Genomic DNA, 13,504 nt, shown 5'->3' with positions numbered 1-13,504 from the left:
AAAAATGCCGAAATAAGCCTTCTGGAGATCGTTAGCACGCATCGGTTATGCTACCAGAGCCGACTCAGGCGAATTGCTTCATTTCATTTTGCTTTACCCTGATACACCTTGAGCGATTTTTCTGTTATTCTATTCTTTTAAACCCCTGAGGAGGATGCTTCACTTGCACATATTATTGCTAGGAGCGACGGGACGTGTGGGAAGCCATGTCCTTGCACAAGCTTTACAAGAGGGGCATCAGGTGACAGCGCTCGTTCGTTCCCCGGAGAAAATAAAGAGTCATCACGAGAACTCAACTATTGTACAAGGTAATGTGCTGACTCAGGAGGATTTGCTTCGTGGTATTCATGGCACCGAGGTGGTTATCAGCGCACTGAATACAGATGGAACCAGCACCCTGTCAGACAGCACGCCACTGCTTATCGAGGCTATGTACAGTGAAGGTGTACAACGTATTATCACGGTTGGTACGGCTGGAATCTTGCAAAGCCGAACCGAGCCGGCCCAACTGCGCTATCAATCCAGTGAATCCAGACGCCGTTCAACTCGCGCCGCCAAGGAGCATGAACGGGTATTCACGCTGCTGCAGCAATCTTCGCTGGAATGGACCATTGTATGTCCTACGTATTTGCCGGATGGAGAGCGGGTAGGAAGGTACCGGGTTATGCCTGATTTCCTACCCGAAGGCGGCACTGAAATTTCTGTAGCGGATACCGCTGCATTCACCTATCAACAGCTTACGGATCGTCAATATATCCATAAACGTGTGGGTATCGCGTACTGAGTGCTGTGCATCTGGTTTCAAGTGATCCGCGAAGCAAGTATGGTTCGTTCCATTTGGTAAAACACGGTAAATGATGTTGTACATGCGAAAACAATCTCTTCAAGACATACCAAAAGGACCTGACTTCTTTTAATAGAAGACAGGTCCTTTTGCGCTTTACAGAATATTAACATGTGCCAGAAACAGGGCTGATGATTTCACTTTAACATAAGTATTGGATGTGGGAACGGTCCCACACAAGAAGGATGCTAGTTTTTCAATAGCCTACTGAAGGGTGGTGTGCTTCGAATGAAGCAGCTCGATTTGCAGGGAAGCCTCACTCCCAATGATTCCAAAACACATATCCGCGTGCCGTTTGTTGTCGAAGCCGGATGCGCGAAGCTGTATATACGTCTGCAATACAGTCCCAAAATTCTTGAAGATCGGCACCGATCCATCGAGCTGCTCAAGGAAAGTTATGAGCTGTATATTCTGCCTGAACACCAGGAATATGCCACAGTCCATGCAGATCAGCATCTTCCGTTGAAAAACCTGATCACCCTCTCGCTAGACGACACAAACGGATACCGCGGGGCCTGTCATCGCCATGACGACATTCAGGAGTTGTACATCAGCAAACAGGAGGCCTCGCCCGGACTAATGGCAGGTACTCTGCCCATGGGTAACTGGAGCATCACGTTAAGTGTGCATTGTATCGTGACCGAAGCGTGTGCATATCAGCTTCAAGTCTGGACCACTGAGGAGGATGTGTTATGAAATGGCTTGCCAGTGAACTGCATACCCATACGCTTCATAGTGATGGCCGCCAGACACTGAAGGAGCTTGCTGCCGGTGCGGCCGGGCTCGGGTTCGATGCCATTGCCTTAACAGATCATAATACAATGTCAGGCTTGATCGGGAGAGCCGAAGTCGGGCAAAAGTATGGGGTACATATCATCCCGGGAATGGAGTGGACCACCTTCTACGGTCATATGGTGACTATTGGGCTGGAAGCATTCGCAGATTGGCGGGATGTGAACCGCCATGATATCGACAAGGGAATTGCTGCCGTTCATCAGCATGGCGGAATTGCCGGCATTGCACACCCATTCCGCATTGGTAGTCCGGCATGCACAGGATGTTACTGGGAGTATGAGCTGAACGACTGGAACCAAGTCGATTATATCGAGGTATGGTCAGGCACATTCCCCTCGATTCTGCGAAGTAACCACCGGGCGTTCGAGCTGTGGACTCAAAAACTGAATGAAGGATACCGCATCACGGCCACTTCAGGTCGGGATTGGCACACACAGGAACCGACGGATGATCCAATCTCCGTAACCTATCTTGGCATTGAAGAGATAGATGAGACGAGGCAAAGCGAGAGTCCGCTGGAAGGTCATTCCAGGATGAATACATATGCTGAGGGTGAAGCATGGATTGGTTCCGTTGATGAGAAAGACTTGATCAACTCACTGCGCAAAGGCCGTGCCGCTGTCACAATGGGTCCCCTGCTTACACTGACAATCAGCAGTGATGAGATTACATATTCTCTCGGTGCTGTCATTCCAGCGCAACAGAGCAGGTCGCAGCCTGTCGATGCAAAGCTGCTCGCACATGTTGCCGTGGACTTCACGGTACGTGCCGGAAAGTGGTCGATGCCAGAGCAAAACTTGACCTTGAAGCTCTGTTCCAATCTGGGCGAGGAGCAGCAGGTGAAGATAGAGTGGCATCCAAACCAGCAAAGGATCAACTTCAGTATGCCTCTGAAGATTGGTACTGCGGCTGAATCTTGCCGCAGATGGATTCGGGCTGAATGCTGGGGAACGATCAGAGGCGCATATGTACAAATTGCCTTTACGAATGCGATCTATTTTGAGGAAGGAGCTCGGCAAACATGAACAGCTTTCCGCTGATTACAGCGCATACCGGCAGTATGGGGTTCCCGGATCATTCCCTCGAATCCCTGCAGGCAGCCTTGTCACTCGGGGTAGATATTTACGAAGATGACATCCGTGTAACCCGAGACGGGATTCCCGTGCTGGCACATGACGATGAGGTCATATTGACGGAAGGTGTACAGAGCAGTCTCGAAGGCTTGACATGGCAGGAGCTGGCTGAAGAAAGTGGTGTGGCGTTCCCCACCCTTGAGCATACGCTACGTCACATTCGTGAAGCTGACAACATGATGAACCTGGATATCAAAACAACGCGTGCGCTTGAACCGATAGCGGCTCTGATTGAGCAGCTGCATATGCAGGAACAGGTATTTCTCAGCGGTTGTTCTTATGAGATGGCTAAGAAGGCCGCCAAATATGCACCTCGCCTTCGCCGGCTCTTAAACGTAAACCTGCAGCATTTCGAACGTCTCCCCTATACGGAAGCAATTGTTCAGATGTGCAGAGAAGCTAAAGCTGCAGGTTGCTTCGGGCTGAATTTACCTTATCAGGCTGTTCAGGAGCAATGTATAGATATTGCAGTCTCAAACGGATTGAGTGTATATGTATGGACCGTTATGGAGGCAGACGATATGCGCAGGCTTGCACGCTGGGGAGTGCATTCGATTACAACTCGTAATCCACTGCTGCTGACAGCAGTACGTGAAGATATGAAACGAGCGGAGGAGAACGGGTTTGAATCAAAAGCTGAATTATAGCTTGCGGGAACTTGCAGAGCTGGCGGGTGTATCGAAATCAACAGCATCCCGTGTCATCTCTGGTAACGGATACGCAAGCCCGGACGTACGAGAACGCGTGCTTCAGGCCGCCGATCAGTTACGCTACAAACCGAGCGCGGTTGCCAGGGCCATGGTTGCCAAGCGTACGTACAACATCGGTGTTATCGTATTTAGAGATAAGCTGCCGATTGTATCACACACATTGTATGGGCGTATTATTGATGAGATTCTGATGGCGGCTGAAGCACTTGGCTACTCCATTTTTCTCAAGACAGATCGGGAAATGTCGCTGCGCTCCACCGACTATATGTTAGAACAGCGTGTAGACGGACTCATCCTGATTAGCAGATTACAAAAAAATGTAATTGATTACGTTAAAAAATTTAACATTCCCTATCTAATGGTTAACGGCTCAACGGAAGACCCCGATGTGGTGCATCTCGTCAGCAATGATGAGGCGGGAGGTGAGCGCGCCGCAGAACATCTCGCAGCTGATGGTCATCGCAAATTTTTTGTTATTGCCGGACCCGGTGAGCATCGAAGTCACTCCTTACGCTTGAAAGGCTTTTGCCAACGTCTGGAATCCCTTGGTATATCGTCCTCTCAAGGACAAGTCACTATTGTGAAATCACTCGACTCCAGCTTTGAATCCGGTCACGAGCTGATGGAGCAGCATTTCAATACGCTTCGGGAGGCACAGTACACTGCGATCTTCTGTACCAATGATATGCTTGCGCTGGGCGCGATGAAGGTGATCCTGGATCGCGGAATGAAAGTGCCGGAAGAGGCCGTTGTTATGGGGTACGATAACACAGAACTGTCGAGCATGGTTCACCCCTCATTGAGTACGGTCAGCGTGGATGCTGCAGGCATCGGACGAGATGCTGTATCTATACTGGATCACCTGATACGCGGGGAAGAGAATATACCTCGTCTGACCGAATATGAGAGCCACGTATTGGTTCGACAATCGACGACAAGAGAGGAGAAGTAGATATGCTGTGGTACTGGAAACATGTTGGACCCAGAAGAATTATTGAATTCCTTTTACTCACCATCTTTGCCGTTTTCTTCGCCGGACCGCTGGTCAATCTGCTGGTACTTGCTTTCAGTGAAAAATGGAACTACCCGGACATTCTGCCTCAAGTCTGGGGCTTCAAATGGTGGAATTTCGTACTCGCCAAGGACGATATCGTATCATCCATCTCGCTGTCTTTCCTGATTGCAGCGCTTGTAACACTGCTATCTATCGTAATCTGTATTCCGGCAGCGTATGCTTTCGCCAGATTGCAGTTTCCGCTCAAGCGTATGTTTCTGTTCTCGTTTCTGCTGACACATGCCTTTCCCAAAATGGGGCTGTACGTATCCATCGCCGTGTTATTCTATCAGATCGGACTGATGAACACGCTGCTCGGTGTTGTGCTTATTCATATGATTAACGTGTTGATGTTCATGACGTGGATTCCTACCTCCGCATTCCGCAACATCCACCGGGCACAGGAGGAATCTGCAAGAGACGTTGGTGCAAGCCCGTTCAAGGTGTTTCGCAGCATTACATTGCCAATGGCCATGCCTGGTATTATGGTCGCGTCCATCTTCACATTTCTGAACTCACTGGATGAAGCACAAGGCACGTTTCTGGTCGGTATCCCGGATTTCAAAACGATGCCGATTGTGATGTACTCAATCATCTCCGATTTCCCGAGCAGTGCTGGAGCCGTCTTCTCGATTATTTTAACACTGCCAACCATTATTCTGCTGCTGGCAGCTCAGCGACTAGTTAGTGCAGATGTACTGGCAAGTGGTTTTCAGATGAAATAACTACGTTGCTCTAACTCATATTTGAGAATTATACCGGGAAAAAAGGGAGGCCATACGTACCATGCAATTGTCAGTACGTGAGTTAAGCAAACGATATAAAACCGGTGATGGTGTCAGCGGCATCAACATCGATATTCAGAAGGGCGAGCTGGTCACCCTGCTCGGACCTTCAGGCTGCGGTAAAACAACAGTGCTGCGGAGCATCGGTGGATTTTTGGAGCCGGACTCGGGAGACATTTTGATCGAAGGTAAAAGTGTCATCCAGCTGCCCCCGGAAAAACGCCCGACCTCCATGGTGTTCCAGAGCTATAATCTCTGGTCTCATATGTCGGTATATGACAACCTGGCCTTTGGTCTGAAAATCCGTAAAATGCCAAAGGCCGAGATTCAAACCGCTGTAGAGGATGCACTCAAGCTTGTTCGGCTGTCGGGCTATGGCAAAAAATATCCCGCAGAGCTGTCCGGTGGACAGCAGCAGCGCGTTGCGCTTGCACGTTCACTGCTGCTTCACCCGGCCGTGCTTCTGCTGGACGAGCCCTTCTCGGCGCTCGATGCCAAATTGAGACATGAGATGCGCGAGGAACTGCGTGAGATTCAGATGAAAACAGGGCTTACCATGGTGTTTGTAACACATGATCAGGAGGAAGCTTTATCCTTGTCGGACCGCATTATAGTCATGAATCACGGGCGCATTGAACAAATTGCAGAACCACAGCGCATCTATGATGAGCCCGCTTCATTATATGTTGCCGGTTTTATCGGCAAAATGAATTTCTTGAGAGGGGTGGCAGCAGGGGAAAGCATTCATATTGGAGATATTCATCTCCCAAACGAGAAAAAGCTAGACGGAGAGGTAGTGGCAGCGATTCGCCCAGAAGATGTGCAGGTGGGAATAACTAAAGGTCAGCAGAGCCTGGCGGGTAAAATCAAACAGGTCATGATACTTGGACATTACGCCGAGGTTACCGTTGATCTGGAGCAATGGGGCGTCATTCGTGCGTTTCTGAACAAAGACAGCGTGGAGCAGCTTCACACAGGCAAGCAGGTTCACATTTCGATCAGCAAAATGACTGCATTTCCACATGAGGAATCATACTGAGGAGGATGAAGAGAATGCGTAAAAACAAACCATTGTTATCTCTGTTAACCGTAGTTGGCTTGTCGATGTCTTTGCTGGCGGGCTGTGGCAGCGCAAGTGATGCCAAGAGCACTGGAAGTGAGAGTGGAACGGGTGCATCAAGCAGCACGCCGGCATCCTTTAACTTTTATTTTACCGGCTCACAAAATGTGAAGGACCTTTGGGACTCTCTCGAACCGATGTTTGAAAAGGAACACCCGGATATTGACGTGAAAATGGTCTACATTCCATCGGGTACCGGGGCAGAGCCGACATACGATCGAATTGTCGCTGCCAAGAAGGCGGGCAAAGGATCGGGAGATATTGACCTGTATGAAGATGGCATCGTTTCTGTCTCTCAAGGCATCAAAGACGGGGTGTGGGCACAACTCGACGCCAAGGACATTCCTAATCTGAGCAAAGTCAGCGCAAGCACCATGAAGGACGTGAATAACTATGCGGTTCCGTATCGTTCCTCCGCAGTAGTGCTGGCTTATAACAGCAGCAAAGTAAGCAGCCCGCCCAAAACACTGGATGAGCTTCTGACATGGATCAAAGCAAACCCTGGTCAATTTGCTTACAATGACCCGTCCACAGGAGGTTCCGGCAGTTCATTTGTGCAGACGATTGTGTATAAGGATCTACCGGAGGAAGACATTCACAATGCTGAACCGGCTGTTATGGACAAATGGAGCACCGGCTTTAATACGCTCAAAGAGCTGGGCCCGTATGTGTACGGCAAAGGCATCTATCCTAAGAAAAACCAGGGTACGCTTGACTTGCTGATGAACGGAGAGGTGTCGATCATTCCGGCTTGGTCCGACATGGTGCTGCAGCAGCTGAACGAGGGTTTACTGCCGGATACGATTAAAATGCAGCAGATTACACCAGGCTTTAACGGCGGGCCAACCTACTTGATGGTCAATCAGGCGTCCGACAAGAAAGAAGCGGTGAATACCTTCCTGAATTTCGTGTTGTCTCCGGAAGCGCAGGAAGTGATTGTGAACAAAATGAACGGTTTCCCCGGTATTGAGCTTTCCAACATGCCACAGGAAGTGCAGAGCAAATTCGACGGGGTAGCTGAAGGCTTCCGCACATTTAACATCGGGGATCTGGGCACAGAGATTAATAAACGCTGGCAGAGTGACGTAGCTGCGCAATGAGCAAGGACATCAGACAGTCCATTACAGGGTTAGCGATGGTGCTCCCCTCCTTCGCAATTCTGCTGATTGTGGTCATTATTCCGATCATTCAATCCTTTGTAATGAGTCTGGGCAATGATTCAGGCGGATATGATCTGAGCCGATATACGTTTTTGTTTACGGATAAAGGCATGCGTGACAACATCATCTTCACACTGCGGATCACAGCCATCACTTGTATTGCCGTGATGCTTGTCAGCTACACCCTGGCAATCTACATGCGTTTTAACAACGGGCCCATTGTGAACCTGATTCGCAAAACATACATGATTCCGCTTTTCATTCCAGGGGTCATCGCAACGTATGGATTGATCAATCTGCTTGGCAATCACGGCTGGCTTGCCCGCATGCTTGAAGTCGCAGGCATCACGCTGCCACGTATCATTTTTGATGAAAAAGGCATTATCATTGCCAATCTTTGGTTCAACATTCCGTTCACCACAATGCTGCTGAGCTCCGCGTTGTCGGGTATTCCTTCATCAGTGATTGAGAGTGCAAAGGATGTGGGCGTAGGCAAGCTCACCTTGTTTACCCGATTTATTTTCCCGCTGTCGTACAAAACGTTCCTCGTTGCTTTAACCTTTGTCTTCATGGGTGTTATCGGATCGTTCACCGCACCGTTCCTGATTGGAGCCAACTCTCCTCAGATGCTTGGTGTATCGATGCAGCAGGTATTTAGTGTATTCCAGGAACGTGAACAGGCAGCTGCCATTGCATTTTTCTCGTTCTTGCTCTGCTCGGTGCTGGGGGCATTCTATATCCGTTCCATGGCGGAGGAAGAGAAGGGTAAAATCTAAGAGTGATGTACAGTTAAAGTACGCAAACAGTATATAAGTTCAATCGCTTCATCACTCATGCTGCCCCTCAAAAAGAGGGGCATTTTTGTCTAAATAAACGAATCCGGCAAGTTTTTCTACTCCTGTGGCACATTTTGAAGTATGATACTAAAGAAATTAAGCGCTTTATTTTCCTGACATTCATGAATAATTATCGTGGGGAGGCTAATCAATTTGTCGAGCACTAACGAGAACATGAACTATGCCGGATATCTTTTTGTGCATTTTATAGGTGAGCAGCCTGACGGAGAGCAGGTTTATTTCTCATACAGCGAGGATGGTCTTCACTGGAAAGACCTCAATGCGGGCAGACCTGTATTACGCTCCAATCTGGGAGAACAAGGCGTGCGTGACCCGTTTCTCATTCGCTCTGCGAAGGAGAACAAGTTTTATCTGATTGCAACCGATCTGCGCATTGCAAATGGCAAAGGCTGGGATACAGCCGTTCATGCTGGCAGCCGCGATATCATCGTGTGGGAGTCCGGCAATCTGGTAGAATGGTCATCACCCTGGAACGTTACGGTTGGTGTTGAGGGCGCAGGCTGTGTGTGGGCACCTGAAGCGGTCTATGATGAAAAGACAGACGAGTTTCTTGTATTCTGGGCTTCTGCCACACAGGAACCACATGAAACGGAACGCAAACAAAAAATTTACAGTGCGCGTACCCAGGACTTCCGCAGCTTTACACCATCGGAGAAGTACATAGAGCGAGAGAATCATATTATTGACACGACCATTCTTCCTTCATCCGGTTTTTATTATCGCTACTCCAAGGACGAAACAACCAAGAATATTCGTGTTGAGAAGGGAACTTCACTGGAAAAGCATACTTTTGAACCGCTACATGCTCCGCTTCTGGAAGCAATTGAAGGGGTAGAGGGACCTCAGATTTTTAAATTGAATGATCGGGAAGAGTGGTGCCTGATTGTAGATCACTTTGCTGAGGGCAAAGGGTATCTGCCGCTGCTGACGACCGATCTGAACAGCGGTGATTTCCGTACTGTTCCAGAGCATGAGTTTGATATGGGAACAAATCAGAAGCGGCATGGTGGCATTTTGCCCATCAGGGCGGAGGAGTGCAACCGTTTGCTGGCTGCATATGGGGATGGGCATCAAGTGCTTGCCGGACAGTTTGCTGATCCTGACGTGGCAAAATTCGGCGAACGCTATTACATGTATCCAACCACCGATGGCTTTGAAGGATGGTCAGGAACACAGTTTAAGGTATTCTCCTCCAGCGATCTGAGGCATTGGCAGGATGAAGGCGTTATTCTGGATTTGGCAACAGATGATGTGCCTTGGGCAGTAGGAAATGCATGGGCACCCGCAATTAGTAGCCGTAACGGCAAGTATTATTTCTATTTCTGCGGTAAAATGCCTAATGATGAAAGTGCCATTGGTGTCGCTGTAGCGAATTCTCCAACTGGACCTTTTCATGCTGAGCCGCAGCCTCTAATTACGATGGATCAATTAAGGCGTCTTGGCATCACGATGAGCCAGGCGATTGATCCTTCCATTTACATCGAAGAGGATGGGAAAGCGTACATGTTTCTTGGCAACGGAGATGCCGCCATTGTTGAGCTGCATGACAATATGATCCGTGTACGTGAAGAAACGATGCGTAATCTTGCAGGCCTGCATGATTTCAGGGAAGCCGTTACTGTATTTAAGCGTGATGGGGTCTATCATTTTACATGGTCCTGTGATGATACGGGCAGTGAAGATTATCATGTCAATTACGGCACCTCGAAGCATTTATACGGCCCGGTTACGTATCACTATACGGTTCTCAGCAAAAATGTGGAGAAAGACATGCTTGGTACAGGTCACCACTGTATGGTTTATGATCCGAAAAGCAAGCAGTATCACATGGCATATCACCGCTTTGTTACGCCGCTGTCCCGCTTTTCCACAGGCAAAGGATATCACCGTGAAGTGTGCATTGCCCCTGTCTTTTTTGGAGAGGATGGCCGGATGAAACCCGTTGTCTTATAACGAAAATAAAAGCATGGAAGGCCGCTGCATTCAGCGGCTTTTTGTGTGCTGTTTGTTCTTGCACAATTCATATACAAGAAGAATTATGAAACGTTTCGAAAAGTTCAGTACATTCAAAAAATGATAATCCTCCTCCAAAAGTAAGGGTTTTCATTTTTGTGTTTACCAAATATGTACATCCATGATATCATAAAAACGAAACGTTTCGAATTCAATATTGAAAGGAGAAAAGGGATGAACATTGTAAAAAGGTTAGGATTTGTAATCACTTTTTGTTTGTTTGCCACCACAGCTTTCGCTCCTGTCATATCGGCACATGATTTAGGCAAGCTTCCAGGCTTCAAGCCAGAATTGAAAGCGGTTGCCAAAAAAACGTACACATATTTCGAGGACTTTACCGACCCGACAACCGGGTTGACGTATGATGAGGTCAGAATAAAGGACAAAGGGATGGAAGAAGCGAAGCGCACCTCACCCACGAACATCGCCATGTACATGATGAGTACCGTTTCAGCGGAACAGATGGGTATCCTTTCGAAAAAAGAAGCGGTATCCCGCTTGAAAACAACACTAAACACGCTGGAAAAAATGGATAAGTGGAACGGATTATTTTATAACTGGTACAACACGGACGATGGCTCGGTTAAAAAAGATTGGGGGCAATTTATATCTCAGGTAGACAACGGCTGGATGTCCGCAGGATTAATCGTTGTGGGTCAAGCCTACAAAGAATTAAATGCACAGACCAGTACACTCGTTAAACAGATGAACTATACAACTCTGTATGATCCTGAAGTCGGCCAGTTCCGGGGTGGTTATGATGTCGCTAAAGGCGCACTGACAGAGCATCACTATGGGTCATTTTATACCGAACCTCGTGTAGCAAGTTATATTGCCATTGGTAAAGGGGATGTGCCGCAGGAGCATTGGTGGAAGATGTATCGTACCATGCCTCTGGAGTGGGATTGGCAGTCTCAGACCCCGCAGGGTCAAACAGTAAATTATGATGGTGTCGATGTCTTCGAAGGAAGTTATGAGTATAAAGGGAAAAAGTTTGTCCCGAGCTGGGGAGGCAGCATGTTTGAAGGACTTATGCCTGGTTTGGTGATTAAGGAAAAAGACTTGGGTACTCAGGCACTAGGTTTAAACAATAAGCGTCATGTCGAACTGCAGATTGAATATGCCAAAGAAAAAGGGTATGCTGCATGGGGATTCTCCCCGTCTGCAACACCAACCGGATATAGTGAGTTTGCTGCAACACCGCTTGGCATCTCGGGTTATAAAGACGGAGCCACAGTAACCGCACATGCAACATTCCTCGCTCTGGACTATGCACCCGAAGAGGCCCGCAAAAACATCAAAACATTGAAAAAGCTAAACATGATGGGCAAGTATGGATTATATGACTCCATCAATCTGGAAACTAAAGAAATCGCCAAAGCTTACCTGGCACTGGATCAAGGCATGATCATGGTATCCATTGCCAACTATCTGGAGGATGGAGTTATTCGTGATTATTTCCACAGTGATCCCATCGGCCAGAAACCTGAAGCATTATTGCAGAAAGAAGTTTTCTCCATTCAGTAGATCCTGTGCAGCAGATTAGATTGAGGAAAGTAGAGGGGAGCAGAACAGGAACAACAGAAGAGAACAGAACTCCTCAGAACAGCACAGTACAACGCAGAACAGAACAGCACAGCACAACACAACACAGTACAGAACAATACACTACAGAACAATACACTACAGAACAATACAGAACAATACAGTACAGGTACAGAACAGCACATCATATTACAGTACAGATACCTTTCTTGCATCTCAAAAAGTAATAAGTGGAACGAGGCATAGCTTATGGTGCTTCGTTCCGTTTTTTTTGTTTTTAGGGCACATTCGAGCTCATTCTCAGCATATGGCATCGCATCGTAACCCACGAATGGATAGATGTATTTAAGATGGTTGCATTTAAATGGGTTCTCAACATAGCTATTTTTTTCTAACGATCTCAGATGAGCTTATTTAAGCAAAATAGAGCCTTCTGGAATTCTAACGATCCCCAGAAAGCTTATTTCACCGAAAACACAAGATAAACAGTCATCTTCTCATTAATTTCTAAAAATAAGCTCTCCTGGGATCGTTAGAAATGAAAAACGTTTGATTTCGCCTAAATAGCGTTTGTGGAGATCGTTAGAGAAGCAAGACTCCCCGGGACTACGATATATGGATTAACTTCACAAGCGGATAGCGGTTCATCCCCTTGAAAATTGGAGATAAACCAGCTCATGCATGTCGCAACTAAAAAGGCATATGCAAACGGAACGAAACAGAGAATTTCCCCTGGATCGTTCCGCTTTTTGTTTCTGCCTAAGGTGAGGTTCAACCTTTCCTGATACGCCTGACATTTCTATTCATTAAATGCCGAACCAGGCTGCTGAATATCCTTCTTTTGATCGGACTTAACTTCTGAGGATGAAGAGTGAAGAATTGGTCGGGATGATCAAACGTTCCGAAATCCTGAACAATACCTTCTTTTTGGACATAAGTATCATTCTCGTCCCAAAAAATAGCGGGATTCTGAAAATCATTCGTTGCTACGCCATAACCACAAAATGAGCCGGTGCATTCGTTAAACTTTTGCTGAAGCTTGGTCAGGTAAGGAAGATCCACAATGAAACCTTCTATATTTAACCACTTGTCGTTGTATAACACCTCAATCCAGCTATGGATAATCTCTTTCGGAGAAAGGTGATAGTACCAGCCAGTCATTGCTCCTTTTTGCAATTGCTTATCAATCGTAAAACCGTGAATTCGGCAAGGGATGCCTAGCGCTCTGAGCAGTGCCATAAATAAAATGCCTTTGGTATTACATTGTCCATAGCCATCCTGCAATACTTGTGAAGCCGGAATATCATCCCTTCGATTATAACCAAATTCAATCTCGTCTCGAACATAGTTATACACGTGCAGAATCTGCTCTTTTACTGGAAGCGAAGCCCACTGACGTCTGCGAATGAGGTCCTGAATGGACGAATGATTGAAGTTTAACAATTCCGTTTGCTCGAGATAGTTGTTCATGATGAGCACCTCCTGCAA

General features: G+C 47.4%; 12 protein-coding genes. 11 read left to right on the top strand and 1 reads right to left on the bottom strand.

Annotation, left to right across the window (positions count from 1 at the left end):
• Positions 1 to 163 precede the first annotated feature (163 nt).
• The 11 genes from IEW26_RS08500 to IEW26_RS08450 all read left to right on the top strand — a co-directional run bounded on the left by IEW26_RS08500 (position 164) and on the right by IEW26_RS08450 (position 11,998).
• The gene (locus tag IEW26_RS08500) at positions 164 to 784 is read left to right on the top strand and encodes an NAD(P)-dependent oxidoreductase (protein WP_188592060.1); all 621 of its coding nucleotides are present in this window, start codon (positions 164 to 166) and stop codon (positions 782 to 784) included.
• A gap of 288 nt (positions 785 to 1,072) precedes the next feature.
• Positions 1,073 to 1,540, top strand: a complete 468-nt coding sequence (locus tag IEW26_RS08495) for a hypothetical protein (protein ID WP_188592059.1) — start codon at positions 1,073 to 1,075, stop codon at positions 1,538 to 1,540.
• On the top strand, positions 1,537 to 2,664 hold the full coding sequence (locus IEW26_RS08490; RefSeq protein ID WP_188592058.1) for a CehA/McbA family metallohydrolase: 1,128 nt from the start codon (positions 1,537 to 1,539) through the stop codon (positions 2,662 to 2,664). The genes IEW26_RS08495 and IEW26_RS08490 overlap by 4 nt, the downstream gene beginning before the upstream one ends.
• Positions 2,661 to 3,419 carry a glycerophosphodiester phosphodiesterase gene (locus IEW26_RS08485; RefSeq protein WP_188592057.1) on the top strand — a complete coding sequence of 253 codons (759 nt, stop codon included), beginning with the start codon at positions 2,661 to 2,663 and terminating at the stop codon, positions 3,417 to 3,419. Before IEW26_RS08490 ends, IEW26_RS08485 begins: the two co-directional genes overlap by 4 nt.
• The gene (locus tag IEW26_RS08480; RefSeq protein WP_188592056.1) at positions 3,397 to 4,434 is read left to right on the top strand and encodes a LacI family DNA-binding transcriptional regulator; all 1,038 of its coding nucleotides are present in this window, start codon (positions 3,397 to 3,399) and stop codon (positions 4,432 to 4,434) included. Before IEW26_RS08485 ends, IEW26_RS08480 begins: the two co-directional genes overlap by 23 nt.
• Positions 4,435 to 4,436: 2 nt before the next feature.
• A complete protein-coding gene (locus IEW26_RS08475; RefSeq protein WP_111272935.1) occupies positions 4,437 to 5,261 on the top strand; it encodes an ABC transporter permease in 825 nt (274 codons plus the stop codon).
• A gap of 61 nt (positions 5,262 to 5,322) precedes the next feature.
• Positions 5,323 to 6,360 (top strand): ABC transporter ATP-binding protein, encoded by a 1,038-nt coding sequence (locus IEW26_RS08470; protein ID WP_188592055.1) that lies wholly within the window; start codon positions 5,323 to 5,325, stop codon positions 6,358 to 6,360.
• Between the two features lie 14 nt (positions 6,361 to 6,374).
• The gene (locus IEW26_RS08465) at positions 6,375 to 7,541 is read left to right on the top strand and encodes an extracellular solute-binding protein (RefSeq protein WP_188592054.1); all 1,167 of its coding nucleotides are present in this window, start codon (positions 6,375 to 6,377) and stop codon (positions 7,539 to 7,541) included.
• Positions 7,538 to 8,377 carry an ABC transporter permease gene (locus tag IEW26_RS08460; protein ID WP_111272932.1) on the top strand — a complete coding sequence of 280 codons (840 nt, stop codon included), beginning with the start codon at positions 7,538 to 7,540 and terminating at the stop codon, positions 8,375 to 8,377. The genes IEW26_RS08465 and IEW26_RS08460 overlap by 4 nt, the downstream gene beginning before the upstream one ends.
• A 213-nt stretch (positions 8,378 to 8,590) precedes the next feature.
• Positions 8,591 to 10,411 (top strand): glycoside hydrolase family 43 protein, encoded by a 1,821-nt coding sequence (locus IEW26_RS08455; protein ID WP_229729739.1) that lies wholly within the window; start codon positions 8,591 to 8,593, stop codon positions 10,409 to 10,411.
• A 234-nt stretch (positions 10,412 to 10,645) separates the two neighbouring features.
• A complete protein-coding gene (locus IEW26_RS08450) occupies positions 10,646 to 11,998 on the top strand; it encodes a glucoamylase family protein (protein ID WP_188592053.1) in 1,353 nt (450 codons plus the stop codon).
• A 789-nt stretch (positions 11,999 to 12,787) separates the two neighbouring features.
• Here IEW26_RS08450 and IEW26_RS08445 read toward each other — a convergent pair.
• Positions 12,788 to 13,486: a transglutaminase-like domain-containing protein gene (locus tag IEW26_RS08445; protein WP_188592052.1), complete on the bottom strand. Its 699-nt coding sequence runs from the start codon at positions 13,484 to 13,486 to the stop codon at positions 12,788 to 12,790.
• Positions 13,487 to 13,504 lie beyond the last annotated feature (18 nt).

The organism is Paenibacillus silvae (genome assembly GCF_014639235.1).
GTDB classification, from domain to species: domain Bacteria; phylum Bacillota; class Bacilli; order Paenibacillales; family Paenibacillaceae; genus Paenibacillus; species Paenibacillus silvae.
The sequence above is the reverse complement of the archived record's forward strand: the minus strand, read 5'-3'. Positions and strand labels throughout refer to the sequence as shown.

Bases quoted from the DNA above. Each gene is read 5' to 3' on its own strand.
- IEW26_RS08495 (WP_188592059.1), top strand. From the start codon at position 1,073: ATGAAGCAGCTCGATTTGCAGGGAAGCCTCACTCCCAATGATTCCAAA.
- IEW26_RS08490 (WP_188592058.1), top strand. From the start codon at position 1,537: ATGAAATGGCTTGCCAGTGAACTGCATACCCATACGCTTCATAGTGAT.
- IEW26_RS08485 (WP_188592057.1), top strand. From the start codon at position 2,661: ATGAACAGCTTTCCGCTGATTACAGCGCATACCGGCAGTATGGGGTTC.
- IEW26_RS08475 (WP_111272935.1), top strand. From the start codon at position 4,437: ATGCTGTGGTACTGGAAACATGTTGGACCCAGAAGAATTATTGAATTC.
- IEW26_RS08470 (WP_188592055.1), top strand. From the start codon at position 5,323: ATGCAATTGTCAGTACGTGAGTTAAGCAAACGATATAAAACCGGTGAT.
- IEW26_RS08465 (WP_188592054.1), top strand. From the start codon at position 6,375: ATGCGTAAAAACAAACCATTGTTATCTCTGTTAACCGTAGTTGGCTTG.
- IEW26_RS08460 (WP_111272932.1), top strand. From the start codon at position 7,538: ATGAGCAAGGACATCAGACAGTCCATTACAGGGTTAGCGATGGTGCTC.
- IEW26_RS08450 (WP_188592053.1), top strand. From the start codon at position 10,646: ATGAACATTGTAAAAAGGTTAGGATTTGTAATCACTTTTTGTTTGTTT.
- IEW26_RS08445 (WP_188592052.1), bottom strand. From the start codon at position 13,486: ATGAACAACTATCTCGAGCAAACGGAATTGTTAAACTTCAATCATTCG.